General features: G+C 58.0%; 28 protein-coding genes and 2 pseudogenes. 10 read left to right on the top strand and 20 right to left on the bottom strand.

Translation table 11 applies throughout. From position 1 onward, the window contains the following. Positions 1 to 153: 153 nt before the first annotated feature. From DQN55_RS00160 to DQN55_RS00180, 5 genes are all read right to left on the bottom strand, one after another. Positions 154 to 936: a MetQ/NlpA family ABC transporter substrate-binding protein gene (locus DQN55_RS00160; RefSeq protein WP_048381468.1), complete on the bottom strand. Its 783-nt coding sequence runs from the start codon at positions 934 to 936 to the stop codon at positions 154 to 156. A gap of 177 nt (positions 937 to 1113) precedes the next feature. Then, positions 1114 to 2007, bottom strand: a complete 894-nt coding sequence (locus tag DQN55_RS00165; protein WP_048381466.1) for a sigma 54-interacting transcriptional regulator — start codon at positions 2005 to 2007, stop codon at positions 1114 to 1116. Positions 2008 to 2057: 50 nt separating this feature from the next. After that, the gene (locus DQN55_RS00170) at positions 2058 to 2639 is read right to left on the bottom strand and encodes an alpha/beta hydrolase (RefSeq protein ID WP_048381465.1); all 582 of its coding nucleotides are present in this window, start codon (positions 2637 to 2639) and stop codon (positions 2058 to 2060) included. A 164-nt stretch (positions 2640 to 2803) separates the two neighbouring features. Further along, complete coding sequence (locus DQN55_RS00175) at positions 2804 to 3451, bottom strand: HAD family hydrolase (RefSeq protein ID WP_048381464.1); 648 nt, start codon at positions 3449 to 3451, stop codon at positions 2804 to 2806. Between the two features lie 32 nt (positions 3452 to 3483). Beyond that, entirely contained in the window at positions 3484 to 4032 is a 549-nt protein-coding gene (locus DQN55_RS00180) for a gamma carbonic anhydrase family protein (RefSeq protein WP_048381462.1), read from the bottom strand. Between the two features lie 102 nt (positions 4033 to 4134). On the opposite strand from DQN55_RS00180, the gene prlC reads away from it, so the two are divergent. Beyond that, positions 4135 to 6186 carry an oligopeptidase A gene (gene prlC / locus DQN55_RS00185; RefSeq protein WP_048381460.1) on the top strand — a complete coding sequence of 684 codons (2052 nt, stop codon included), beginning with the start codon at positions 4135 to 4137 and terminating at the stop codon, positions 6184 to 6186. Then, complete coding sequence (locus DQN55_RS00190; protein ID WP_048381458.1) at positions 6183 to 6461, top strand: YheV family putative zinc ribbon protein; 279 nt, start codon at positions 6183 to 6185, stop codon at positions 6459 to 6461. The genes prlC and DQN55_RS00190 overlap by 4 nt, the downstream gene beginning before the upstream one ends. Positions 6462 to 6528: 67 nt before the next feature. Here DQN55_RS00190 and DQN55_RS00195 read toward each other — a convergent pair whose 3' ends face one another. The 9 genes from DQN55_RS00195 to oscA all read right to left on the bottom strand — a co-directional run bounded on the left by DQN55_RS00195 (position 6529) and on the right by oscA (position 14396). After that, positions 6529 to 7182 carry a DUF2931 family protein gene (locus tag DQN55_RS00195; protein WP_408634606.1) on the bottom strand — a complete coding sequence of 218 codons (654 nt, stop codon included), beginning with the start codon at positions 7180 to 7182 and terminating at the stop codon, positions 6529 to 6531. 19 nt (positions 7183 to 7201) lie between these two features. After that, on the bottom strand, positions 7202 to 7564 hold the full coding sequence (locus DQN55_RS22605; protein WP_408634582.1) for a DUF2931 family protein: 363 nt from the start codon (positions 7562 to 7564) through the stop codon (positions 7202 to 7204). A 306-nt stretch (positions 7565 to 7870) separates the two neighbouring features. Continuing rightward, positions 7871 to 8533 carry a DUF2931 family protein gene (locus tag DQN55_RS00205; protein ID WP_048381457.1) on the bottom strand — a complete coding sequence of 221 codons (663 nt, stop codon included), beginning with the start codon at positions 8531 to 8533 and terminating at the stop codon, positions 7871 to 7873. A 264-nt stretch (positions 8534 to 8797) separates the two neighbouring features. Further along, positions 8798 to 10144, bottom strand: coding sequence for a T6SS phospholipase effector Tle1-like catalytic domain-containing protein (locus tag DQN55_RS00215; protein WP_053070915.1), 1347 nt, complete (start codon positions 10142 to 10144; stop codon positions 8798 to 8800). Between the two features lie 206 nt (positions 10145 to 10350). Then, the gene (locus DQN55_RS00220) at positions 10351 to 11340 is read right to left on the bottom strand and encodes a sulfate/molybdate ABC transporter ATP-binding protein (RefSeq protein WP_048381455.1); all 990 of its coding nucleotides are present in this window, start codon (positions 11338 to 11340) and stop codon (positions 10351 to 10353) included. Between the two features lie 3 nt (positions 11341 to 11343). Further along, complete coding sequence (gene cysW / locus DQN55_RS00225) at positions 11344 to 12216, bottom strand: sulfate ABC transporter permease subunit CysW (protein ID WP_048381453.1); 873 nt, start codon at positions 12214 to 12216, stop codon at positions 11344 to 11346. Positions 12217 to 12229: 13 nt separating this feature from the next. Continuing rightward, positions 12230 to 13048, bottom strand: a complete 819-nt coding sequence (gene cysT, locus DQN55_RS00230) for a sulfate ABC transporter permease subunit CysT (protein WP_048381451.1) — start codon at positions 13046 to 13048, stop codon at positions 12230 to 12232. Positions 13049 to 13138: 90 nt separating this feature from the next. Continuing rightward, positions 13139 to 14149, bottom strand: coding sequence for a sulfate ABC transporter substrate-binding protein (locus tag DQN55_RS00235; RefSeq protein ID WP_048381449.1), 1011 nt, complete (start codon positions 14147 to 14149; stop codon positions 13139 to 13141). Between the two features lie 64 nt (positions 14150 to 14213). Beyond that, positions 14214 to 14396, bottom strand: coding sequence for a sulfur starvation response protein OscA (gene oscA / locus DQN55_RS00240; RefSeq protein ID WP_048381447.1), 183 nt, complete (start codon positions 14394 to 14396; stop codon positions 14214 to 14216). 339 nt (positions 14397 to 14735) lie between these two features. On the opposite strand from oscA, the gene DQN55_RS00245 reads away from it, so the two are divergent. Beyond that, positions 14736 to 15005: a TIGR02647 family protein gene (locus DQN55_RS00245; protein ID WP_048381445.1), complete on the top strand. Its 270-nt coding sequence runs from the start codon at positions 14736 to 14738 to the stop codon at positions 15003 to 15005. Between the two features lie 183 nt (positions 15006 to 15188). Next, a pseudogene (locus DQN55_RS00250) lies at positions 15189 to 16442 on the top strand (class I adenylate cyclase); the annotation flags it as partial. Positions 16443 to 16537: 95 nt separating this feature from the next. On the opposite strand, the gene rnk reads toward DQN55_RS00250, so the two are convergent. The 3 genes from rnk to cyaY form a co-directional block, all read right to left on the bottom strand. Beyond that, positions 16538 to 16951, bottom strand: coding sequence for a nucleoside diphosphate kinase regulator (gene rnk / locus DQN55_RS00255; protein ID WP_048381443.1), 414 nt, complete (start codon positions 16949 to 16951; stop codon positions 16538 to 16540). Positions 16952 to 17186: 235 nt separating this feature from the next. Further along, complete coding sequence (locus DQN55_RS00260) at positions 17187 to 17402, bottom strand: DUF1289 domain-containing protein (RefSeq protein WP_162837532.1); 216 nt, start codon at positions 17400 to 17402, stop codon at positions 17187 to 17189. Beyond that, positions 17399 to 17731: an iron donor protein CyaY gene (gene cyaY / locus DQN55_RS00265; protein WP_048381441.1), complete on the bottom strand. Its 333-nt coding sequence runs from the start codon at positions 17729 to 17731 to the stop codon at positions 17399 to 17401. Before cyaY ends, DQN55_RS00260 begins: the two co-directional genes overlap by 4 nt. Before the next feature lie 202 nt (positions 17732 to 17933). Between cyaY and lptM the strand changes: the two genes are divergently transcribed. From lptM to DQN55_RS00295, 6 genes and pseudogenes are all read left to right on the top strand, one after another. Next, positions 17934 to 18089 carry an LPS translocon maturation chaperone LptM gene (gene lptM / locus DQN55_RS00270; RefSeq protein ID WP_048381440.1) on the top strand — a complete coding sequence of 52 codons (156 nt, stop codon included), beginning with the start codon at positions 17934 to 17936 and terminating at the stop codon, positions 18087 to 18089. Positions 18090 to 18098: 9 nt separating this feature from the next. After that, on the top strand, positions 18099 to 19346 hold the full coding sequence (lysA, locus tag DQN55_RS00275) for a diaminopimelate decarboxylase (protein ID WP_048381438.1): 1248 nt from the start codon (positions 18099 to 18101) through the stop codon (positions 19344 to 19346). 4 nt (positions 19347 to 19350) lie between these two features. After that, on the top strand, positions 19351 to 20181 hold the full coding sequence (dapF, locus tag DQN55_RS00280; protein ID WP_048381437.1) for a diaminopimelate epimerase: 831 nt from the start codon (positions 19351 to 19353) through the stop codon (positions 20179 to 20181). A 13-nt stretch (positions 20182 to 20194) separates the two neighbouring features. After that, a pseudogene (locus DQN55_RS00285) lies at positions 20195 to 20912 on the top strand (DUF484 family protein). A gap of 2 nt (positions 20913 to 20914) precedes the next feature. Continuing rightward, positions 20915 to 21811, top strand: a complete 897-nt coding sequence (gene xerC, locus DQN55_RS00290) for a tyrosine recombinase XerC (protein ID WP_048381433.1) — start codon at positions 20915 to 20917, stop codon at positions 21809 to 21811. Next, entirely contained in the window at positions 21808 to 22494 is a 687-nt protein-coding gene (locus tag DQN55_RS00295; protein ID WP_048381431.1) for an HAD family hydrolase, read from the top strand. The genes xerC and DQN55_RS00295 overlap by 4 nt, the downstream gene beginning before the upstream one ends. Positions 22495 to 22575: 81 nt before the next feature. On the opposite strand, the gene sutA is transcribed toward DQN55_RS00295, so the two are convergent. The 3 genes from sutA to glnK form a co-directional block, all read right to left on the bottom strand. Next, positions 22576 to 22905, bottom strand: coding sequence for a transcriptional regulator SutA (gene sutA / locus DQN55_RS00300; RefSeq protein WP_048381428.1), 330 nt, complete (start codon positions 22903 to 22905; stop codon positions 22576 to 22578). 481 nt (positions 22906 to 23386) lie between these two features. Further along, entirely contained in the window at positions 23387 to 24724 is a 1338-nt protein-coding gene (locus DQN55_RS00305; RefSeq protein WP_048381426.1) for an ammonium transporter, read from the bottom strand. 34 nt (positions 24725 to 24758) lie between these two features. Then, the gene (gene glnK, locus DQN55_RS00310) at positions 24759 to 25097 is read right to left on the bottom strand and encodes a P-II family nitrogen regulator (protein ID WP_002555808.1); all 339 of its coding nucleotides are present in this window, start codon (positions 25095 to 25097) and stop codon (positions 24759 to 24761) included. Positions 25098 to 25294 lie beyond the last annotated feature (197 nt).

Here is a 25294-nt window from a genome sequence, read left to right on the forward strand (position 1 = left end):
TAGAACAGGGCTCATTGAGTGTGGGAATTTTAAGTGTTGCTCGGCTTCCTGTCGCCGCAGCCTTCTGCACAAGGCGGTGGGGCTCCGTGAGTCGGCAATAAAAAACGCCGACACTTTAAAAGCTGTCGGCGTTTTGTGTGGCGCGGAGTTCGGTCAGAACGCAGGCAGCACCGCACCTTTGTATTTTTCGGCAATGAAGGCTTTGACTTCAGGACTGGTCAGCGCCTTGGCCAGTTTCTGTATGGCAACACTGTCCTTGTTATCCGGACGGGCTACCAGGAAGTTCACGTACGGCGAATCTGCACCTTCGATGAGCAGTGCGTCTTTGGCCGGGTTGAGGCCCGCTTCCAGTGCGTAATTGGTGTTGATCATGTCCAGGTCGACCTGATCCAGCACCCGTGCCAGCATCGCCGACTCAAGCTCTTTGAATTTCAGGTTGTGTGGGTTCTTGGCGATGTCTTTAGGAGTGGCCAGCGCGTTTTTAGGGTCTTTGAGCTCGATCAGCCCGGCTTTTTGCAGCAGGATCAACGCACGGCCGCTGTTGCTGCCTTCGTTAGGAATCGCCACGGTCGCGCCGTCTTTGAGTTCGGAAAGGTTTTTGATCTTCTTCGAGTAACCACCGAACGGTTCAACGTGAACACCGATCACGGTGACCAGGTCGGTGCCTTTGCCTTCGTTGAAGCTGGTGAGGTACGGCAGGGTCTGGAAGTAGTTGGCGTCCAGACGCTTCTGATCGACCTGCACGTTCGGCTGCACGTAATCGGTGAATACCTTGATTTCCAGATCCACGCCTTCTTTAGCGAGGGCGGGTTTGATCAGTTCAAGGATTTCGGCATGGGGAACCGGGGTGGCGGCGACCACCAGTTTTTCGCCAGCGTGTGCCAGGCCTGCCGTCAAAGCAGCCGCCAGTGCGGTAAACAACAGAACCTTTTTCATGCCATGCCCTTATTGGAGTGTGCCCGTTCAATGACGGTTTTATTGGAAGACGCACGAAACAATACCGGGATTCTTTATTCCCGAACAATAATATTTATTCAGCTTCTTATGCCATTTTGTTCACTTGCATCGGCCATGTTGCGCACTCCGTTGCAACTGGCGGCAGCGGCGACCGGGTCAGAGCAGTTGCTTGAGTGCGGCCAGCTCCTGAGGCGTTGCACCTTTAATAAACAGCTCAATGTGTCCCAGGGTATCCGGCAGGTTCAAATGCTCGGGCAATATCTCGTCACCCGTGCTCACCAGCAAAGCAAAATGGATGACGTTCTCCAGTTCGCGGGTATTACCCGGCCAGCTGTGGCGCTCCAGCATCCGTTGCGCGCTTTCGCTGATAAACGGCACGGGCAGATTCAGGCGCTGGCTGTAGATCCCCAAAAAGTATTCGGCCAGCGACAGAATATCCCCCACGCGTTCGCGCAAGGCGGGTAAATCCAGTCGCCCTTCACTGAGGTAGTGATACAGGCGTTCGTTGAATTTTCCGGCCTGTACCGCTTGCGCCAGATCAATACTGGTGGCGGCCACCAGGCGCACATCCACCGGGCTTGGATGAGGGGCACCAACGCGGGTGACTTCATGGGTTTCCAGCGCCGTCAGCAATTTGGCCTGAATCGCCAGCGGTAAATCACCGATTTCATCCAGGTACAGCGTCCCGCCATTGGCCGAACCAAACCACCCGGCGCGGCTGCTCGGTGAGCTGTTATGCGCGCCGGGTGCGTAGCCGAATAACTCGGCGTCGGCATACGTGGGGCTAATGGCACCGCAGTTAACGGATACAAAAAGACCGGTGCGATCGCTGGCGCGGTGAATATGCCGGGCGAGCAACTCCTTGCCGCTGCCGGTTTCGCCGCGAATCAGCACCGGCAAGGCACGGGGAGCCAGCAGTTCCAGGTCATTGCGCAGTTGTCGCGAGCGCGGGTCGACGAACACCAGCGCCTTGGCGCGAATACTGAGAGGGCTTTTTTCAGCGTCGGGAAAGGTCAGCAAAGGCTGGCCAAAGGTTTCATGCAAGCTCATGGCAGGCTCCCGCCCGCTGCCGAAGAGAGGGCGCGGGCGTTACAGAAAATTCAGGCGCGGCGCAGGGCGCTATGCTCAATACGGGTTTGCAGGCGATACAAATAGGCGAAACCCTGCTCCCAGCGATGGTGTCCGGACTTGACGTTGATATGCCCGGCGCCACTGATAATCCCGATTTCGGCGCCCCACTGAAGCGCAAGCTCCATGGCCCGTGGCGCGCTTACGGCCGGGTCATTGTCGGAGCTGACGACCTGACTCGGAAACGGCAGGGTCTGATCCGGGATCGGTGCAAAATTGCGCAAGGCCGGTGCACACGCAGGACGTTCGACATCGGCCGGTGCCACCAGCAAAGCGCCGCGTACCTGGCTCAACAGACTCTGCGGTGCGCGTTGCGCCCAGTGCGCAACGGTGATGCAGCCCAGGCTGTGGGCAATCAGGATCACGGGCGTACTGTCAGCGGCAATCGCTTCGGCCAGGGCCGCAATCCAGTCTTCGTGACGCGGGGTCAACCAGTCGGCCTGCTCCACCCGGGCGCTGTTCGGCAGGCTGTTCTGCCAGTGGGTCTGCCAATGATCGTCGGACGAACCTTGCCAGCCCGGCACTATCAGATAGCGAATCGACTCGTTGCCCATGGGTGTGCGTCTCCTGCGGTATGTACGTTACCGAGTCAGTATAGGGACGCTTTTTAGAATCGCTAAGGAATAAGAAGCTATTTATTAATAACTAAAAAGATGGTTTGCGAAGCCTCCGCAGGTGCTGAGGCGGGACGAAGTCAGCACCTGCGAGGAATTGGGCTTTACGCTTTGAAGGCCTGGTGCAGCTCGGCCAGCGTCTCAAAGTGATACTTCGGCGCAAATGAGTTCAGTTCTTCAAAGCTGCCGAAGCCGTAACCCACGGCTGCGGCGTCCATGCCGTTGTCGCGGGCGCCGATCAGGTCGTGCTTGCGGTCGCCGATCATCAGGGTGTGTGCCGGCTCCAGCCCTTGCTCGGTCATCAAGTGAGCGATCAGCTCGACCTTGTTGGTGCGTGTGCCGTCCAGTTCGCTGCCGTAAATCACTTTGAAGTGTTTGGCAAAATCAAAATGACGGGCAATTTCGCGGGCGTAGATCTGCGGTTTTGAAGTGGCGATGAACAGTTGGCGGCCTTGCCCCACCAGCTCTTCGAGCAAGGGCGTGACCCCTTCGAACACTTCGTTTTCATACAGCCCGGTCACGGCAAAGCGTTCGCGGTAAAAGCCCATGGCCTCCCAGGCGCGGGCCTCGTCAAAACCGTATGTGGCCATAAAAGCTTGCAGCAAGGGCGGGCCGATAAAGTGCTCAAGCCGGCTCAGGTCGGGTTCGTCGATCCCCATTTTGCTCAGGCTGAACTGGATCGAACGGGTGATGCCTTCACGTGGATCTGTCAGGGTGCCGTCAAGGTCGAACAGTACGTTTTGATAGTGCATGCAAGGCTCCTAAGCCGTAATCAATAGAGGGCTCAAATCGGCTGGTGATAGCCTTCGGCCAAATGCTGATCTTTCAGTTTTACGTAGTTGCCGGCGCTGTAGGTGAAGAAGGCTTTTTCTTTTTCAGTCAGCTCGCGCACGGGTTTGACCGGGCTACCCACATACAGAAAGCCGCTGGCCAGACGTTTGCCCGGCGGCACCAGGCTGCCTGCACCGACAATGACGTCGTCTTCAATCACGGCACCATCCATCACGATACTGCCCATACCGATCAAGATCCGGTTGCCCACGGTGCAGCCATGCAACATCACTTTGTGGGCGATGGTCACGTCATCGCCGATCAGCAGCGGGAACCCATCCGGGTTGAACGGTCCGGCGTGAGTGATGTGCAGCACGCAGCCGTCCTGCACGCTGGTGCGCGCACCGATGCGGATACGGTGCATATCGCCACGAATGACGGTCAGCGGCCAGATCGAACTGTCGGCGCCGATCTCGACGTCTCCGATCACCACCGCGGAACGGTCGACAAAGGCGCGTTCGCCCAAGGTCGGTGTGTGCTGCTGGAACGGACGGATGGACACAAATAGCTTCCTTCTTTAGCAGTGATAGCGGGGCTGAGTGCTGCGCCGAACGTCGATTGTAATTAAGATGGCCCAATGTTTCTTTAAGCCAAGGTGCCAAACGTGAGCGAGAACAACCCTCTATTGCAGCCGTACGACCTGCCGCCGTTCTCGGCGATCCGTCCTGAGCACGTACAGCCGGCCATTGAACAGATCCTCGCCGACAACCGCGCGGGCATCGAAAAAATTCTGAAAGACCAAGGCCAGAACCCGACATGGGCCGGCCTGGTGCTGGCGATGGATGAGCTGAACGACCGACTGGGCGCGGCCTGGAGCCCTGTCAGCCACCTCAACGCCGTGTGCAACAGCGCCGAACTGCGCGAAGCCTATGAGGCCTGCTTGCCTGCATTGAGCGCTTACTCCACCGAGATGGGCCAGAACCGTGAGCTGTTCCAGGCCTTCGAAGCCCTGGCCCACAGCCCGCAAGTGGCGGGTTTTGACCAGGCGCAAAAAACCATTCTGGAGCACTCGCTGCGTGACTTCCGTCTGTCGGGTATCGACCTGCCTGAAGCCGAGCAAAAGCGTTATGCCGAAGTGCAGAGCAAACTCTCGGAGCTGGGCAGCAAGTTTTCCAACCAGTTGCTGGACGCCACCCAGGCCTGGACCAAGCACGTTACCGATGAAGCCGCGCTGGCAGGCCTGACCGACTCGGCCAAGGCTCAAATGGCAGCTGCGGCCCAGGCCAAAGGTCTGGACGGCTGGTTGATCAGCCTTGAGTTCCCAAGCTACTTCCCGGTAATGACCTACGCCGAGGACCGTGCCCTGCGCGAAGAGGTGTACGCCGCGTATTGCACCCGTGCGTCGGACCAAGGCCCGAATGCCGGCAAGTTCGATAATGGCCCGGTGATGGAAGAAATTCTCGACCTGCGTCAGGAGCTGGCCAGGCTTCTGGGTTTCGGCAGCTTTGCCGAACTGAGCCTGGCCACCAAAATGGCCGAGACACCGGATCAGGTGCTGAGCTTCCTGCGCGACCTGGCCAAGCGTAGCAAACCGTTTGCCGAACGTGACCTTGAGCAACTGCAGGCCTATGCCGCCGAACAGGGCTGCCCTGAGCTGAAAAGCTGGGACAGCGGGTTCTTTGGCGAGAAACTGCGTGAGCAGCGCTATAGCGTGTCGCAAGAAGCCCTGCGCGCGTACTTCCCGATCGACACGGTACTGGGCGGCCTGTTTGCCATTGTGCAACGTCTGTACGGCATTGAAATTGCCGAAATCAAAGGTTTCGACACCTGGCATCCGGATGTCCGCCTGTTTGAAATCAAGGAAAACGGCCAGCATATCGGGCGTTTCTTCTTTGATCTCTACGCCCGAGCCAACAAGCGTGGCGGTGCCTGGATGGACGGCGCCCGCGACCGTCGCCGAACTGCCGCCGGTACGCTGCAGAGCCCGGTGGCCAACCTGGTGTGCAACTTCACCCCGGCCGTTGCAGGCAAGCCTGCGTTGCTGACTCACGATGAAGTCACGACCCTGTTCCACGAGTTTGGTCACGGTCTGCACCACATGCTGACCGAGATCGAGCACTCGGGCGTGTCGGGTATTAACGGCGTGGCTTGGGATGCGGTCGAACTGCCGAGCCAATTCATGGAAAACTGGTGCTGGGAGCCTGAAGGCCTGGCGTTGATTTCCAGCCATTACGAAACCGGTGAGGCGTTGCCCAAAGACCTGCTGGACAAGATGCTGGCCGCCAAGAACTTTCAGTCCGGCCTCATGATGGTGCGCCAACTGGAGTTCTCGTTGTTCGACTTCGAACTGCACGCCACCCACGGTGATGGTCGCAGCGTTGCGCAGGTGCTGGACGGCATCCGTGACGAAGTGTCGGTGATGCGTCCACCGGCTTATAACCGCTTTCCTAACAGCTTTGCGCATATCTTTGCAGGCGGCTACGCGGCGGGTTACTACAGCTATAAATGGGCTGAAGTGCTCTCGGCCGATGCGTTTTCGCGCTTTGAGGAAGAAGGCGTATTCAACCCGCAAACCGGCAAGGCGTTCCGTCAGGCGATTCTGGCTCGGGGTGGTTCACTGGCACCGATGCAACTGTTCGTCGACTTCCGCGGACGCGAGCCGTCGATTGACGCACTCTTGCGTCACAGCGGCCTGACCGAGGACGCAGCAGCATGAGTGATGCCCCTGTGAACGTGACCAAAAAACGCTTCATCGCCGGGGCTGTCTGCCCGGCGTGCAGCGAGCCTGACAAGCTGATGATGTGGAATGAAAACGACGTACCGCACCGCGAATGCGTGGCCTGCGGTTATGCCGACACGCTGAACGAGCAAGGCCTGTCCGTACCCAAGGAATTGGGTACACGGGTCAACACCTCCGCCCTGAAAAAAACACCTGATCCTAAAGTGCAAGCGGTGCAGTTCTTCCCCAACCCCAAGCTGAAAAAACCATAACCCCCCCCGTAACAGTGGCTGGCGCCTCAGGGCCAGCCACTGTTAGTTCATGGCGGGATAACCGGATCTACCAACTGCCATAGGGGATTCCATAACGTTCGATGTAGCGTTTGGAGTGTTCCGTGATCGGGTATGCGAAGCGCCCTTCACTTAAGCCTTGATCAGGCCCTAACGGCTCAATCTCGGCTTGAGCACCTGCGACCAGGTTGTCGTTCAGACAGTTATCGTCAACCCAGACCCGAATCACGCCACCCGGGGCGACACCTATAACCGCGGCAGCCATGGAATTCGCAGGATAGTCGGGCCAGTCCGGGCAGCGGCGTGCTGTCGAGCCGCGCATGATGCTGCGGCCACTCTCGGGAATGTCGACCCAGCCTTTGTAGGTTTTTTGTTCAACAATGGACTGCCAGCGTACGAATATCCGTTTGGGCAAGTCGATACTGCTGATGGAGTAAATGTTTCCGCCGATGGTTGTCCAGCCTCGTGCGTACTCGCGATCAAGGCCAGGATTGCCACTGCCGACTGAGCTTCCACCAGGTCGCCTGAAGAAACGCCCATGGATGTCCTCGACGACAATGAGTTCGATCATCCCCTGCATATAAGAGGGCGCCTCAATGTCCAGGCTCCATGAGTCCAGCTTCGGGTCGTTATCCGCAGACAACGGGTCGTGTTCGCAGGCACTGAGCAGTAGCAGGCCCAGCATCAGGGCCGTAAATTTCAGGCCCAAGGTGCCCCTCACGTTACCAACTGCCATAGGGGATTCCATAACGTTCGATGTAGCGTTTGGAGTGTTCTTTATGCAGGCGATAGCGGCCGTTGGATTTCCCTTGGAAGGGCCCTAGCGGCTCAATCTCGGCTTGAGCACCTGCGATCAGGTTGTCGTTCAGGCAGTTATCGTTTGCCCAGACTCGGATAACCCCGCCCGGGGCAACGCCTAGAACGGCGGAAATCATGGGATTCGCAGGGTAATCGGGCCAGTCCGGACAGCGGCGTGCCGTCGAGCCGCGCATGATGCTGCGGCCACTCTCGGGAATGTCGACCCAGCCTTTGTAGGTTTTCTGCTCAACAATGGACTGCCAGCGTACGAATATCCGTTTGGGCAAATCGATACTGCTGATGGAGTAAATGTTTCCTCCAACCGGGCCCCACCCCCGTGCGTACTCGCGATCAAGGCCTGGATCGTCCCCACCGACGGTCCCCCTCCGGGACGTCTGAAATAACGCCCATGGATGTCCTCGACGACAATGAGTTCGATCATCCCTTGCATATAAAAGGGTGCGTCAATGTCCAGGCTCCATGAGTCCAGCTTCGGGTCGTTATCTGCAGACAACGGGTCGTGTTCGCAGGCACTGAGCAGTAGCAGGCCCAGCATCAGGGCCGTAAATTTCAGGCCCAAGGTGCCTCTCACGTTACCAACTGCCATAGGGGATTCCATAACGTTCGATGTAGCGTTTGGAGTGTTCCGTGATCGGGTATGCGAAGCGCCCTTCACTTAAGCCTTGATCAGGTCCTAACGGCTCAATTTCGGCTTGAGCACCTGCGATCAGGTTGTCGTTCAGGCAGTTATCGTTTGCCCAGACTCGGATAACGCCGCCCGGGGCAACGCCTAGAACGGCGGAAATCATGGGATTCGCAGGGTAATCGGGCCAGTCCGGGCAGCGGCGTGCCGTCGAGCCGCGCATGATGCTGCGGCCACTCTCGGGAATGTCGACCCAGCCTTTGTAGGTTTTCTGCTCAACAATGGACTGCCAGCGTACGAATATCCGTTTGGGCAAGTCGATACTGCTGATGGAGTAAATGTTTCCTCCAACCGGGCCCCACCCCCGTGCGTACTCGCGATCAAGGCCTGGATCGCCCCCACCGACGGGCCCTCCTCCGGGACGTCTAAAATAACGCCCATGGATGTCCTCGACGATAATGAATTCGATCATCCCTTGCATATAAAAGGGTGCGTCAATGTCCAGGCTCCATGAGTCCAGCTTCGGGTCGTTATCTGCAGACAACGGGTCGTGTTTGCAGGCACTGAGCAGTAGCAGGCCGAGCAGGAGCGCAGCGGTTTTAAGTCGGGTCATAGTCAGCTCGGTATGTGAGGATGGCGGACGCGGATTCCGTCCTCCATCGGTGAGTTGATGTAGCGCAGCGTTAAGCCATCGCCCGTTTCTCTGCCATGCGGGTGGTTCCAGTTCCCCGAGATGTGGATATAACGACGCTTTAACAGCGTGTCCTCTGCAGGTGTGATGCTGTAGTCCCCCGCTACAAACTTGTCAGATAACGCTTGAAGTTCGCTTGGTATTCGGTACGCCTCCTTATCCGGAATTTCCTGAAAGGGCACGTTTTTAGCCTTGGCCAGTGCATGCATCACCCTTAAATACACACGGGACAGTTCCCCCCCTGACCTCTCGCCGACTTTGCACGCCGGCGTAGACTTTTTTGCGGGCCGGCCCCATTCGGTCCTGGGTGTCCGCCGGGAGCGGCAGCGCCTGCGGCGTCACGATATGCAAGGTATCCGCCGGCCACCCTTCGTCGATCCAGCGTGCCCTGGCTTGTTCCGCATCGCGGTAAATCGAGGTTTCACTGACATCCTGTTCGCGGGCCACCTCCAGTGATTGCATGGGCGTGACCATCTGCGTTGCTTCAGTCAGCGCCCGGTACCCGCCCCCGAGGTCAGAGTGGGCACCAGGCAAGGTCACCTCGAAATGGTCGGGGCCGACGTGGCTCAAGGCGAAGTTGAAGCGTTTTTCATCGCGGGCGGCCAATTGCACCACGCAGGGGAACAACTGTGGGTTCAGGTACAGCTGCAGGCGGGGGACGTGGCTGCTGCTGTAATTCCCCAGATTGCTTAGTGCGGCAATCGACGCCACGGTGTCGAACAAGCCGATAAACCGCACGCTCACATCACAAGAGTCCGCCAGGAAGTGGGGGCTGAGCCTGGCCTTGGTCGTGCGCAACACCTCGATCAGCGGGCCGTTGTTGCGGTTTGCGACCTGATTGGCAAAATGCCGGGCGGCAGCGGCGCCACGGCTAAAGCCAAAGGTGTCGAGGGTCAGGCTCCGGATTTCAGCGTTGGGGTGATCCTGGTGAAGCTCGTTCATCAGGCTGCGTATTTTTTTGAACGCATCTTCGACCCGGGCCTCTACCCCCGTTTCACCGCGACCGGTGCCCAGCCCGAACGTGTTATCCGCCTTGCCGGTTTGGGTACCGATGCCCTCGATGTAAAGCCGTCGTCTGATGCTTTTGTGTTGACCGCCGCCTGTTAACTCCTTCGAGAACTCATACAAATCATGCAGCTTGGAAATATTGCTCGGGTCATTCCCATAGCTGCTGTCCGGCTCTGACATATACGGCTTGCAGCTGCGGTCCAGGTCTTCGAGGTTTACGGGATGATGTGCACCGCAGCGTTGTCCGTCTGCTGCATTGCTGGCGTTGTTGCCTGTGCCGTCAAAGAACACCCCGATACGCAGGTGGAGGTCGAACTTTTGCGCGCGCTCATCCTGCTGCTGTTGCGTGTAGCGCTCGAAGCGCTTTTGGTCGTTGGCGGCATCGGCAGCAGCAATGGCGTCATAGCTGCGGTGCTCGGCTTCTTGTTCGGTGAGTTCCTTGGTGGTCATGTCGTCGAGGTAGCAATAACTGCCCTCGCCGCCTGCATGGCGCCAGATCTGGGTGATTTTTCCTGTGTCTGCCATGCGAGTCCTTTTGCAACCTGTTGTGGGCTAAAGGTCTGGACTCTAAGCGTATGAAGGCGCCGCGGATGTAGGAGTGAATGGGTAGATTGCGAGGGAATTAGAGCTTTTTGCCGTGGGCAGTTAGGGTGCTTCCTACAAGGCATGCAGGAATACTAAAAAGGCCTGAACATCAGCAGATGTCAGGCCTTGGGCAGTGCAGTCAGCCGTTAGAGACGGGTGTGTTTTTGCCACACCTTCGGCTTGAAGAACAACGTCTCGCCACGGGTCAGGTCGGTGAGGCTGTCGTGGTCTTTGACTACTTCGACCTCAATCAGCTCGTTTTGGCCTTCGACTTTCAGGGTGATCCGGGTGGTGGCACCCAGTGGGCGGATGTCGCGTACCTGGGCGGCGTGATGGTCTTCGAGCTCGCTGCGTGACAGCGACACCTCGTGCGGGCGGAACAGCACGTGCTGGTCTTCGCCGATGTGCAGACGGTTGGAATCACCGAGGAAGTGGTACACGAAATCGCTGGCCGGGTTTTCGTAGACTTCGCCCGGTGAGCCGATCTGCTCGATAACGCCCTTGTTCATCACCACGATGCGGTCGGCGACTTCCATCGCTTCTTCCTGGTCGTGGGTCACGAATACCGAGGTCAGGTTGATGTCTTCATGCAGGCGGGCCAGCCAGCGACGCAGTTCTTTACGGACCTTGGCGTCGAGCGCACCGAACGGTTCGTCCAGCAGCAGTACTTTGGGTTCGACCGCCAAGGCGCGGGCCAGGGCGATCCGCTGGCGTTGCCCGCCGGAAAGCTGCTCGGGATAACGGTCAGAGAGCCAGTCCAGTTGCACCATGTTCAGCAGTTCGTGGACTTTTTCGGCGATGCGGGTTTCGCTCGGGCGCTGGTTTTTCGGCTTCATGCGCAAGCCAAAGGCCACGTTGTCGAACACGGTCATGTGACGGAACAAGGCGTAATGCTGAAACACGAAACCGACGTTGCGATCGCGAACATCGTGGCCCGAGACGTCTTCACCGTGGAAAACGATGTTGCCCTGGTCCGGGGTTTCGAGGCCGGCAATGATGCGCAGCAAAGTGGTTTTGCCACAGCCGGATGGCCCGAGCAGGGCAACCAGTTCGCCGCTCTGGATGTCCAGATTGATGCTGTTCAGGGCCTTGAAGGCGTTGAAGTTCTTGCTGACGTTACGGACTTCGATCGACATGGTTTATTCCTCCGCGGCGCTGGCGCGCAGGCGGTTAATACGGGATTCGCTCCACTGCTTGAGCAGCAGGATGAAGAGCGCCAGGATCAGCAACAGGGTGGCCACAGCGAAAGCGGCAACGTGGTTGTATTCGTTGTAGAGGATCTCGACGTGCAGCGGCAGGGTGTTGGTGACCCCGCGGATGTGCCCGGAAACCACCGACACCGCGCCGAATTCGCCCATTGCCCGTGCTGTACACAGTACGACGCCGTAGATCAGCCCCCACTTGATGTTGGGCACGGTGACATGCCAGAACATCTGCCAGCCGTTGGCGCCCAGTAGCCGGGCGGCTTCTTCTTCCTGGGTGCCCTGCTCTTGCATCAGCGGGATCAGCTCACGGGCCACAAACGGCACGGTGACGAAAATCGTCGCGAGCACGATGCCCGGCAGTGCGAAGACAATCTGGATGTCGTGGTCTTGCAGCCACTCCCCGAAGAAGCCCTGTGCGCCGAACATCAGCACGTAGACCAGACCGGCGATCACGGGCGAGACCGAAAATGGCAGGTCGATCAGGGTGACCAGGATGCTTTTGCCGCGGAAGCTGTATTTGCTGACGCACCAGGCGGCACTGACACCGAATACCACGTTGAGCGGCACCGAAATCAAGACTGCAATGACGGTCAGCTTGAGGGCCGACAGGGCATCCGGTTCGAGGATCGCTTCGAAGAATGCACCGAAACCGAGTTTCAATCCCTGAGACACCACGATCAGCAGCGGCAGCAGCAGGAAGATCACGAAGAACAACCAGCCGAAGCCGATCAGCATGCGCCGCGACAGCGGGCTGCCACGGCGTGCCGCGTTGGCTGCAGATGAGGCACTCAATGTTGAGTTGGACATGGTGACGCCTCCTTCAAGGGGTTTCGATGCGGCGCTGGATCAGGTTGATCAGCAGCAGCAAGATGAAGGAAACCACCAGCATCATCACGCCGATGGCGGTGGCGCCGGTGTAGTCGTACTGGTCCAGCTTGACCATGATCAGCAGCGGCAGGATCTCGGTTTTCATCGGCATGTTGCCGGCGATGAAAATCACCGAACCGTATTCGCCGACGCCCCGGGCAAAGGCCAGGGCAAAACCGGTCAGCCATGCAGGCAGCAAGGCCGGCATCAGTATGTAACGGAATACTTGCAGCGGTTTGGCACCCAGGCAGGCGGCGGCCTCTTCGACTTCCCGCGGGATATCGGCCAATACCGGTTGCACCGTGCGCACGACAAACGGCAGCGTGACGAATGTCAGTGCCAGGGTGATGCCCATCGGGGTGTAGGCGATCTTGAAGCCCAGGTCGGCAGCAAACTGGCCGATCCAGCCGTTGGGCGCATACAGCGCGGTCAGTGCGATACCGGCCACTGCTGTGGGCAACGCAAACGGCAGGTCGATCATGGCATCGATGACCTTGCGCCCCGGGAAGGTATAGCGCACCAGCACCCAGGCCAGCACGGTACCGATCACGCCATTGATCAGCGCGGCGACAAAGGCGGTGCTAAAGCTCAGTTTGAGTGCGGCCAGAACCCGGGGAGCGGTGATGATGGCCCAGAACTGGTCCCAGGTCAGTTGAGCGGCATGCACGAACATCGCCGCCAGAGGAATAAGCACAATCAGGCTGAGGTACACCAAGGTGTAGCCCAGCGTCAGCCCGAAGCCGGGTATGACGGGGGAGATACGACGTGACATAAGGGTCCTTGGTTAACGCACGAAGCCCGCAACGTGATTGCGGGCTTTATATTCTAGCTTTCAGCGAGGCTTGAACCCTCGCCCCACAGGTTATTGCGCCTGGTAGATCTGGTCGAACACGCCACCGTCATTGAAAAATTTCGGTTGCGCAGTCTTCCAGCCGCCGAAGTCTTTGTCGATAGTCACGAGGTCCAGCTTTGGAAATTGCTCTGCATATTTTGCCGCCACTTTTTCGTCACGAGGGCGGTAAAAGTTTTTGGCTGCGATCTCCTGACCGGCCGGGCTGTACAAATGTTCAAGGTAAGCCTTGGCGATCTCGGCGTTGCCCTTTTTATCAGCATTTTTGTCGACCACGGCCACTGGAGGCTCGGCCAGAATCGACAGCGAAGGCACGATGATGTCGAACTTGTCGCCGCCCCCGTCTTCTTTAAGGGCCAGGAAGGCTTCATTTTCCCAGGCCAGCAATACGTCACCCTGGCCGTTGTTGACAAAGGTGATGGTCGAACCCCGGGCACCGGTGTCCAGAACGGGAACATGTTTGAACAGGTTTTTAACGTATTCCTTGGCTTTTCCTTCGTCGCCGCCGTTGGCTTTGAGGCCATAGGCGTAAGCGGCCAGGAAGTTCCAGCGTGCGCCGCCGCTGGTCTTAGGGTTGGGTGTAATGACAGACACACCCTCTTTGGTCAGGTCGCCCCAATCCTTGATGCCTTTAGGGTTGCCTTTGCGAACCAGGAACACGATGGTCGAGGTGTAGGGTGTGCTGGCTTGCGGGAGGCGGGTTTGCCAGTTTGCCGGCAGTGACTTGCCCAGCTTGGAGATTTCGTCGATGTCACCGGCCAGCGCCAGAGTCACGACATCTGCCCGCAGCCCGTCGATCACACCGCGTGCCTGCTTGCCGGAGCCCCCGTGGGATTGCTGGATTTTGACGGTGTCGTCCGGGTGGCTTTGCTTCCAGAATTGGGTGAATTCAGCGTTGTAATCCTGATACAGCTCGCGGGTCGGATCGTAGGAAACGTTGAGTAGTTCGTAATCTTTGGCCACAGCGGAGCCAGCAAAAATGGCACTGGCCAGCGCGGCCAAAGCGTAACGGCGTAGGGACATAGGTGAGGCTCCAAAGCGTTTTTTAGTGTTATGAGCACACCCGGGCGAGTGCGCAGGTTGCGAATCAGGTGTTCTTCTGGCCTGGGTTCTGCAACCGGAATTTTTCTTTGCGTTCGATTTGAACCACTTGGGCGTTGTGGACGGTGATTTCTACGGCACCAAAGCGCAGATCTCGAAGCGCGCTCTGGATTTCCCGCAGAATGGTGGCTTCGTCCTGACCGTCAACGCTACGCAGGGATGCGCTCATGGTGCTGCTCCTTGAAAGGTGGTGGCCGACTGGGTTGCTGGCGTAGGGCAATACTAGTGAGCCTCGGATATTCTTAAAAATACTATTTAAGAATGTTTATATAACCGAATTGCTGGCTCGATGAAGTAATGGCTGTCGGCAAGCCTTCCTGCTTCGTTTATTCATTTGGACGCACGGGGTTGAGGACTCGGACTACACTCCAATTGCCCCCCTAACGGTTCAATTTGGGGCAGGTGCGACAAGTAGCGTGGACAAGGTGTGAACTGTTACTGGACAGTTGGCGCGAGTGCGATCACCTTAGAGCGGCTGTCGTCTTTTCCTGCATAGTCTGGAGTCTTTATGTCGTTTACCCCTGAGTTGGTTGCCGAACTGGAAGTCCTTGCACTGTTTGACTTGGAAAGTACTCTGGAGGGCCTGAAAATCCATCAATCCGCCGACCAAAAAGTCGTTGCGGCAGCCCAGCGTCTCTATGAAAAAGATCTGATCAACCAGCCCGATGGTGGCTACCTGACGAGCCTGGGCCGTGATGCGGCCGAGCATGTACAGGGCCTGCTGCTGATTCTCAACTCTGAGTCCCGGTTGGGTGAAAAACTGGCAGAGATCGCTTAACGTCGAGTTGTCGCGCCCCCGGGATCTTATGAGGATTGATGATTCCGAGGGCTCATTCTCTGCAGCAAGTAAAAAATCTGACGTCAAAAATACATTCCTCCTAAGCCTTTCATGCCGCCGGCTGTAAACTCCCCTTTCGTTTCTCCCCCCCTCTTTCTCGTTTGGCGAGCCGATCTGAGTGAAATGACGCGTCCCCATGAAGTACGTCCTGCGCAAAGCGAGGGAATTGACCGGCAGATTCTCAGTCAATTGCGTGGACGCTTTCTGGCCGTTAATCAGTACCGACGAGCCCGTGCAATAGAGGGGCTCGCACCGCGTCAGCAAACGTTACTGAGCCTTCTGGCGTTGTTGTTCCATGTGAATCACCCGCAGTTACCCGGCTATGTGACTGCCTGTACTCCGGCCGGGGTCTCGGGTTATGAACCGGATGCGTCGACGCTCACTACGGCGCAGCGCCTGGCTGGCGTCTTCTCATACACACGTTGTCGTCTCCCGAGTCCGGGTCGACCGATTCATGGGCTTTTTCTGATGGGCAGCCTGGGCTCGCTGGCCCAGACCGATCAAAGCGATATGGACGTGTGGATTTGCCACGCCCCGGATCTGGATGAGCCGGCGTTGGTGGCATTGCGCGAAAAATGTCACCGGCTTGAAATCTGGGCGGCGAGTGAGGGCTGCGAAGCGCACTTTTTCCTGATGGATGCAGTGCGTGCCAGTAAGGCTCAATTGCGCCGTGAGGATTGCGCAATGACGCCGTATTGCCTGTTGCTCGATGAGTTCTATCGAACCGCCATCTGGCTTGCTGGCAGAACACCGTTGTGGTGGTGGGTGCCGGAGCATGAAGAGGCGCGTTCTGCCGAGTTTACTGATTCATTGCTGAGCCGGCATTTGATCGACCCTGATGAGGTCATTGATTTCGGGCATCTGGCGCACATACCGGCCGGCGATTTTTTAGGCGCGGGTCTGTGGCAGTTGCTCAAGGGCGCAGAGTCGCCCTACAAATCGGTGCTCAAACTGTTGCTGATCGAAGTGTACGCCAGCGAGCAACCGCAGGTGGAGTGCCTGGCCTTGGGGTTTAAGCGAGCGGTGTACGCCAATCAACTGGACCTCGATGAGCTGGATCCGTATCTGATGGTCTACCGCCGTATCGAGCATTACCTGAAGGAGCAGGGTGATCTGCAGCGCCTGGAAATCGTTCGTCGCAGCTTGTACCTCAAGGTCAACCGCAAGCTGACAGACACTACCGCACCGCAGGGTGCCCAGTGGCAGCGACGGTTGCTGCAGCGCCTGACGATTGAATGGGGCTGGGATAAGCGCCAGCTGGCGTTGCTGGACAATCGCGGCCAGTGGACGGACGAGCAGATCTGTCGTGAGCGAATGGCACTGGCGCGTGAACTCAATGGCAGCTATCGATTCTTGAGCCTGCAGGCGTGTGATGAACACGTGTCAGGCGAGCCGGCTGCACATGGGGCAGCGCCGCAAAATCGAGCGCTACCGCTGTGATAGGTCTGACTGGGGCGTACCCGGGGTAAGGCTTAAAGGTTGAAGTCGCCAGCTGCTTCAGGCTGGTATTCGACTTCTACCAACTCCAGCTTCAGGGTTTTGCCACCCGGTGCTGGCCAGTTGATGTGTTGGCCGACCTGCAAACCCAGAAGTGCGCTGCCCACAGGTGCCAGAATCGAGACCTTGCCTTCATCGGCATTGGCGTCTTTCGGGTACACCAGCGTCAGGTGGTAGTCCTTGCCGCTACTTTGTTCACGGCAATGTACACGCGAGTTCATGGTCACGACGCCCGACGGGATTTCTTCGTGGCCGACGATGGTTTCGGCCCGATCGAGTTCGGCTTGCAGCGCGGCAATGCCAGGAGTCGATTCGTCCAGGCTGTCGATCAAGCGCTCCAGACGCTGTACGTCCAGGCGAGTGAGGATGATGGAAGGTGTAGTGCTCATGACCTGGCAGACTCCTTTTTTCTGCACGAAAAAGCAAAACCCCGCCGGAAAATGGCGGGGTTTTGACGAACCTCGTTAGTGCGAGGCGAACCCGGACACTACCACAGCAGAATAAATACACAAGCGAGCGGGGGCGCCGTCAAGGCTGTAGCCGCTGCCGAAGGTCGCGACGGGTTACGCAGCAGCCCTCAGATTTTGAAGGCTGTGCGGGCCTTGTCGCAGCCTGAGACAGCGGCTACATCGATTGCCTGAGCCGGGCCTGCTCACAAATGACTCTGCGCCGCTGGTCGTCTGCCGAGCGCCACTCGCGGATATCTTCGACGTGGCGAAAACAGCCCAGGCAGACTTTGTGCTCATCCAGCCGGCAGGTGCTGATGCACGGCGATGCAACTGCCGGACTGACGTTGCTGTACAGCGGTTTTGCGGGTTTTGCAGGAGCAGTCACAATCAGATCTCTTCAAATTCCAGCTCAGCACCCGCATGTTCCCGGGTCAGGCGTTCAACCATTTCGCTGAGCAGTTCGTCGCTTTTATCGCACTTCCACGCGCTGCGTTTTTCATCGTAATCGAAGTGAAAACCGCCATTGGGGGCCGCCAGCCAGAGCTGGAGCAAGGGGGCCTGACGGCTGAAAATCAGTGCTTTGCCATTTTCGAACTTGACCGTAAGGATACCGGCCGAGTTCTCTACATCGACATCCAGGTCGCAGTTGTCAAAGATGTCTTCCAGGTTTTCCTGGGTGGCATCGACCAGATCGTGAAAACGGGCTTCATTCAAACTCATGGTGGAACCTCGTAGTATCTAGTCATGCTCGGAACTCGCAAGATACGGGCGCTCCAGACTGATTGCAAACCCTAAGGCACCAGCTGTCGGAGCACCACTGATTATCCACACAGGCCCCCCGTTCGGCCGCTCTGCTGCATAGGCAAGCTGGTAGGTGCTCGGTATACTCGGGCGCAATTAATGCTTTTCAAAGGATTTCGCCATGAAGCGCCTGATCTCTTCTATTGCTGCGCTCGTCGCGGTCGCCTGCCTTGTTTCTGCCTGTGGTCAAAAAGGACCGCTGTATCTGCCTGATGACAGCCAATCCCCTGAAGACCAAGCGAAGTCGTCGCAATCGCAATCGCACAAGCACCAATAAGGGAACACCATGGACGCTTTTAATTACCGGGACGGCGAGCTGTTCGCCGAAGGTGTAGCGCTGACGGCTATCGCCGAGCGTTTTGGCACACCGACATATGTCTATTCCCGGGCGCACATCGAAGCGCAATACAACGCCTACGCCGATGCCCTGAACGGTACGCCGCATCTGGTCTGTTTTGCGGTCAAGGCCAACTCCAACCTGGGTGTACTCAATGTCCTGGCGCGCTTGGGCGCTGGTTTCGACATCGTGTCCCGTGGTGAACTTGAGCGTGTACTGGCCGCTGGCGGTTCGGCAGACAAAATCGTGTTTTCAGGTGTTGGCAAGACGCGCGACGACATGCGCCGTGCCCTGGAAGTCGGGGTTCACTGTTTTAACGTTGAATCCACCGATGAGCTGGAGCGCCTGCAAGAGGTCGCCGCCGGGCTGGGCGTTCGTGCGCCGGTCTCGTTGCGGGTCAACCCGGACGTCGATGCGGGCACGCACCCGTACATCTCCACCGGCCTCAAGGAAAACAAGTTCGGTATTGCCATCGCCGATGCCGAAGATGTGTACATCCGTGCTGCGCAGTTGCCGAACCTCGAAGTGGTGGGCGTCGATTGCCATATCGGTTCGCAATTGACCACCCTTGAGCCGTTCATCGATGCACTCGATCGCCTGCTGGCGCTGATCGACCGTTTGGGTGATTGCGGTATTTACCTGCGTCACATCGATCTGGGTGGTGGCCTGGGCGTCCGTTATCGTGACGAAGAGCCGCCACTGGCTGCGGATTACATCAAGGCTGTGCGCGAGCGCATCGACGGTCGTGATCTGGCACTGGTGTTTGAGCCGGGCCGTTTTATTGTGGCCAATGCGGGCGTCCTGCTGACCCGGGTCGAGTACCTCAAGCACACCGAACACAAAGACTTCGCCATTGTTGATGCGGCGATGAACGATCTGATTCGCCCGGCGTTGTATCAGGCCTGGATGGACGTGACCGCGGTTCGCCCGCGCGACACCGAAACACGTACTTACGATATCGTTGGGCCGATTTGCGAAACGGGCGATTTCCTGGCCAAGGACCGTCAACTGGCGCTGGCCGAAGGTGATTTTCTGGCCGTGCATTCGGCGGGTGCCTATGGTTTTGTCATGAGCTCGAACTACAACACCCGTGGCCGCGCCGCCGAAATTCTGGTGGACGGTGATCAAGCGTTTGAAGTGCGTCGTCGCGAGACCATCGCCGAGTTGTTTGCTGGCGAAAGCCTGCTGGCGGAGTAAGCCCATGTTGCTGCGTTTTACTAAAATGCACGGTCTGGGCAATGACTTCATGGTGCTCGACCTGGTCAGCCAGCACGCGCATATTTTGCCCAAGCACGCCAAACAATGGGGTGATCGGCACACGGGCGTCGGTTTTGACCAGCTATTGATTGTCGAGGCACCGAGTAACCCGGAAGTGGATTTCCGTTATCGGATCTTCAACTCCGACGGTTCGGAAGTTGAGCAATGTGGCAACGGTGCGCGATGTTTTGCGCGCTTTGTGCTCGACAAGCGTTTAACCACCAAGCGCCAGATCAAGGTCGAAACCAAAAGCGGCATCATCGAGCTCAATGTGCGCAGTGATGGGCAAATCAGTGTCGACATGGGGCCGCCCCGTCTGGTTCCGGCTGACATTCCGTTTGTGGCCGATGCTCAAGCCTTGAGTTATGAGGTAGACGTCGACGGTCAGCGCGTCGAGCTGGCTGCCGTATCAATGGGCAATCCGCATGCGGTACTGCGTGTGGACGATATCAATGCCGCACCGGTGCATGAGCTGGGCCCGAAAATCGAGCATCACCCGCGCTTTCCGGCACGGGTCAATGTCGGTTTTTTGCATGTGATCGACCGTCAGCGCGGGCAGCTGCGTGTCTGGGAACGCGGTGCCGGGGAAACCCAGGCCTGCGGTACTGGCGCCTGTGCCGCCGCGGTGGCTGCCATCAGTCAAGGCTGGATGGACTCGCCACTGATCCTTGATCTACCCGGCGGCCGTTTGTCCATCGAGTGGGAAGGCCCAGGCCATTCCGTGATCATGACCGGCCCGGCGATGCGTGTTTACGAAGGACAAGTCCGTTTATGAGCGAGCGTAACCGATGACCGACCAGGCACAGCCCTCAGATCTCGAAACACCTGTTGAAAGCCCTGAGGCTGCGGCCGTCGTGGCGTACCTGCAGGCGCATCCTGACTTTTTCAGCCAGCGCGAGGAGCTGCTGCTGACGCAGCGGATTCCTCATCAGCGTGGCGATACGGTATCACTGGTAGAACGCCAGCTGGAACTGTTGCGCGGCCGTAATATCGAGATGCGTCATCGCTTGTCGCAGTTGATGGACGTGGCACGTGATAACGACCGCCTGTTTGAAAAAAACCCGTCGTCTCAACCTGGCTCTGATGGATGCCACCAGCCTTGAAGAGCTGGTGATTGCGGTTGAGGACAGCTTGCGTCAGGACTTTCAGGTGCCTTTCGTCAGCCTGGTCCTGTTTGGCGATAATCCGATGCCGGTCGGTCGGTGGGTGAGCAGTGCCGATGCCCAGCGTGCGCTGGGCGGTCTATTGGCTGAAGGCAAGACAGTCAGCGGCAGCCTGCGTGAACATGAGCTGGACTTCCTGTTCGGTGAAGAGCAGCGCAAAGAGATTGGCTCCACTGCGGTGGTAGCGCTCAATCACTTGGGGCTGCACGGGGTACTCGCAGTTGCCAGTCGTGATCCGCAGCACTACAAAAGCTCGGTGGGCACGCTGTTCCTGGGCTATATCGCTGAAGTGCTGGGTCGCGTGTTGCCGCGTTTTACCAACGCTTTGCGTTCGGTACGTTAGCGTTGGAGCGGCAGCTGGAGGCTTACTGCACTCACCTGCGCAGTGAGCGCCAGGTGTCGCCCCATACGCTTGAAGCCTATCGCCGCGACCTGAACAAGGTGGTGGCGTTTTGCACCAAAGCATCCATTGTCAGCTGGTCCACGCTGGATATTCAGCGTCTGCGCCAACTGGTGTCGCGCCTGCATCAGCAAGGCCAGTCCTCACGCAGCATTGCCCGTTTGCTGTCGGCAGTACGCGGGCTTTATCACTACCTCAATCGCGAAGGCCTGTGCGATCACGACCCGGCCAACGGTCTGGCGCCGCCCAAGGGTGAACGACGCCTGCCCAAGACCCTCGACACCGACCGTGCCTTGCAATTGCTGGAGGGCGCGGTCGAAGATGACTTTCTGGCCCAGCGAGACCAGGCCATCCTGGAGCTTTTTTATTCGTCGGGGCTGCGACTGTCGGAACTGACCGGGCTCAATCTGGATCAGCTGGATTTGGCTGACGGGCTGGTTCAGGTGCTCGGCAAGGGCAGTAAAACCCGCGTATTACCGGTGGGTAAAAAGGCCCGTGAAGCGTTGCAGGCGTGGTTGCCTTTACGGGCACTGGCTAACCCTGAGGATGACGCCGTGTTCGTCAGCCAGCGCGGCAGGCGTCTTGGCGCACGGGCAATTCAGTTGCGGGTCAAGGCCGCAGGTGAGCGCGAGCTGGGACAAAATCTGCATCCGCACATGCTGCGTCATTCATTTGCCAGTCATTTGCTGGAGTCCTCCCAGGACTTGCGGGCGGTACAAGAGCTACTCGGGCATGCGGACATCAAAACCACGCAAATCTATACTCATCTGGATTTCCAGCATTTGGCATCGGTCTACGACAGCGCCCATCCACGGGCCAAACGCAGTAAGGGCAGTGAATGACGATCAAGCTGATTACCTTCGACCTCGATGACACGCTATGGGACACCGCGCCGGTGATCGCCAGCGCCGAGTCCGCGTTGCACGAGTGGTTGACCCATAACGCACCACAATTGGGCGTTATTGAACCCGGGCTTTTTCAGACGGTTCGCGAGCAGGTTTTGCGCGAAGAGCCGCAGCTCAAGCACCGAATCAGTGCATTGCGTCGCCGGGTGCTGTTCCGGGCCCTGCACGGTGTGGGCTATGGGAATGCGGCAACGTTGGCGGATCAGGCGTTTGAAGTGTTTATCGAGGCTCGGCACGCGCTGCAGGTGTTCCCGCAGGCGGAGCCGACACTTGACGCTCTGGCCCGGGATTACGCCTTGGGCGTCGTGACCAATGGCAATGCCGATGTGCGGCGGATCGGGTTGGGTCACCATTTCGCGTTCGTGTTGTGCGCCGAAGACATTGGCATTGCCAAGCCGGATGCACGGCTGTTTCACGAAGCGTTGTTACGCGGAGGAGTGACGGCGGATATGGCTGTGCATGTGGGCGATCACCCGGGTGACGATATCGCCGGGGCGCAGCAAGCCGGTTTGCGTGCCATCTGGTTCAACCCTGGCGGCAAGCACTGGGACGGCGCAACCCCTCCAGATGCCGAAATTGGCTGTTTGAGCGAGTTGCCGGCAGTATTGAAACGTCTGTAGCCCTGATGCGGGCGACTACAGCCACCTGCAAAAAAGCCCGCAGCGACGGCGGGCTTTTTCTTTCAAGCGGACAATCGACCCTTAGATAGGGCGGCTGCCGTACTTGTTGTCAGGCTTCTTGGGTGGGTCTGCCACCACATTGGCCTCGACTTCCTGCACCTTGCCGCCCTTGGACAGAAACTCTTCCATGGCACGGGCCAGAGCATCACGCTCTTTGTTTTTGGCTTCTACGCTTGGCAGGTCATCAACCGAGACTGCGGCTTTCGATTTGCCCTTGGCCACAGGGGCCGGCGTATCGTCGCCACTGTCATCATCGTCAGCCACATCATCGGCAGCGGCCTCAAGACCTTCTTCAGTCTCGTCTTCGTCGCCTACTTCGAGGTCATCATTTTCCAGATCGTCGTCGCTCATGTTCTACCCCATGACTTACGTAAAGCAGATTAGTTATAGACCAGCTGCGCCAACTGTCGACCGCCGCTGGTGAAAAAGTAGCCTTGGGTAAACCGCGGCTCACGCCTCCTCATCGGTGAGGGTGAAGAGGGCTTTACGGACACCGCCGCAAGCACGGTGTTCGTTCACATAAACACGTTGCCGGGAGCCTGGTGCCAGTTGTTCTGGCACTCGGCCCGCTGGCCTTGAAAGCGTCGGGAGGTCATCCTCGCCTTCGTCTTGCCCGGGCGCAGTTTTTTGCCCTTCGGCGCGCATTCTAGCGTGCTGAATAAAAAAGCAAAGCGGCTAATAGTCGAGTTGTGTTGTAAGTGTTCATCTCACAAACAGGTGTGCGCCTGATATTCCCTTGAAGATGTGGGAAAAACCATTTTATTGCTGTGAGTGATGCCGCACTTCAGTCAAAAAAATACCCGGCAAGCCGGGTATTTTTTCTGCAGGAAAATTACAAGTTGTAGCCACGCTCATTGTGTTCTGCCAAGTCGAGGCCGACCGCCTCAACCTCTTCAGCCACACGCAGGCCCATCACGGCATCCAGCACCTTGAGAATGACGTAGGTCACGATCCCGGTATAGACCACGGTGAAGGCTACGCCTTTGAACTGAATCCAGACCTGGGTGGCGATATCGGTCACTTCGCCAAAGCCACCCAATACCGGCGCTGCGAATACGCCGGTGAGGATCGCCCCGACAATACCGCCGACGCCGTGAACACCGAAGGCATCCAGCGAGTCGTCATAACCCAGCTTGCGCTTGAGGCTGGTGGCGCAGAAGAAGCAGATCACACCAGAGGCCAAGCCGATCACGATCGCGCCCATCGGGCCGACAGTACCTGCGGCCGGTGTAATTGCAACCAGACCGGCGACGACACCCGAGGCGATGCCCAGCGCGCTGGGTTTACCGTGGGTAATCCACTCGGCAAACATCCAGCCCAGCGCGGCAGCAGCTGTCGCGATCTGGGTAACCAGCATCGCCATGCCTGCAGTGCCGTTAGCGGCTGCTGCGGAGCCTGCGTTGAAGCCGAACCAGCCAATCCACAGCATGGCGGCGCCGATCAGGGTGTAACCCAGGTTGTGCGGAGCCATTGGGGTGGTCGGGTAGCCTTTACGCTTGCCGAGCACGATGCACGCCACCAGCCCTGCAATACCGGCGTTGATGTGCACCACGGTGCCACCTGCGAAGTCGAGTACACCCCAGTCCCACAACAGACCGCCGTCACCGCTCCAGACCATATGCGCAATCGGCGCATACACCAGGGTGAACCAGATACCCATGAAGATCAGCATGGCCGAGAACTTCATGCGCTCAGCGAACGCACCGACGATCAGTGCCGGGGTAATGATGGCGAAAGTCATCTGGAAGGTAATGAATACCGCTTCAGGGAACAGCGCCGTGGCGGAGGTCAGGCTGTCGGGGGTGACGCCGTTGAGAAATATCTTGGAGAACCCGCCGATGAACGAGTTGAAGTTGGTGACGCCCTGCTCCATCCCGGTGGTGTCGAACGCGATGCTGTAGCCATAAATGACCCACAGGATGCTGATCAGGCCGGTAATGGCGAAGCACTGCATCATGACCGAAAGAATATTTTTGGAGCGAACCATGCCGCCGTAAAACAGTGCCAGGCCGGGAATGGTCATGAACAGCACTAATGCCGTTGCAGTCAGCATCCAGGCAGTGTCGCCGGAATTCAGGACTGGAGCAGCCACTTCGTCGGCGGCCATGGCCAGGCCAGGCATTACGACAGACAACAGGGCTCCGAGCCCTGCGAATTTACGCAGAGTCATAGTGTTTTCTCCTGGGGCGTTGGGGTTTGGCGGCTTAGATTGCGTCGGTATCGGTTTCGCCGGTACGGATGCGAATTGCCTGTTCCAGATTGACCACGAAAATCTTGCCGTCACCAATTTTGCCGGTGTTGGCGGCCTTGGTTATCGCCTCGATAACCCGGTCAAGGTCTTTGTCGTCGATGGCGACATCAATCTTCACCTTTGGCAGAAAATCGACCACGTACTCCGCGCCGCGATACAGTTCGGTGTGACCCTTCTGTCTGCCGAAGCCTTTAACCTCAGTAACGGTAATGCCCTGCACGCCGATTTCAGACAGCGACTCGCGCACGTCATCTAACTTGAATGGCTTAATAATGGCGGTGACTAGCTTCATGAAACTTCTCCCGAAATAGTGGACTTGCCCCAGGAAAACAAACCCGGCTCAAGTCTAAGCGCAGTGCCTGGCTTTGTAACGCGTCGTCAGCCTTCTGCAGGCAGCACGACGTGTATAAATCGCTGGTGACGAAAACACTCCTTGAACCACTTGCCGCACTGCTTTCGTCACAGCTACCGCATCAGTGCATGAGTCTC

Source organism: Pseudomonas taetrolens (assembly GCF_900475285.1).
In the GTDB taxonomy this organism is placed as follows: Bacteria; Pseudomonadota; Gammaproteobacteria; order Pseudomonadales; family Pseudomonadaceae; genus Aquipseudomonas; species Aquipseudomonas taetrolens.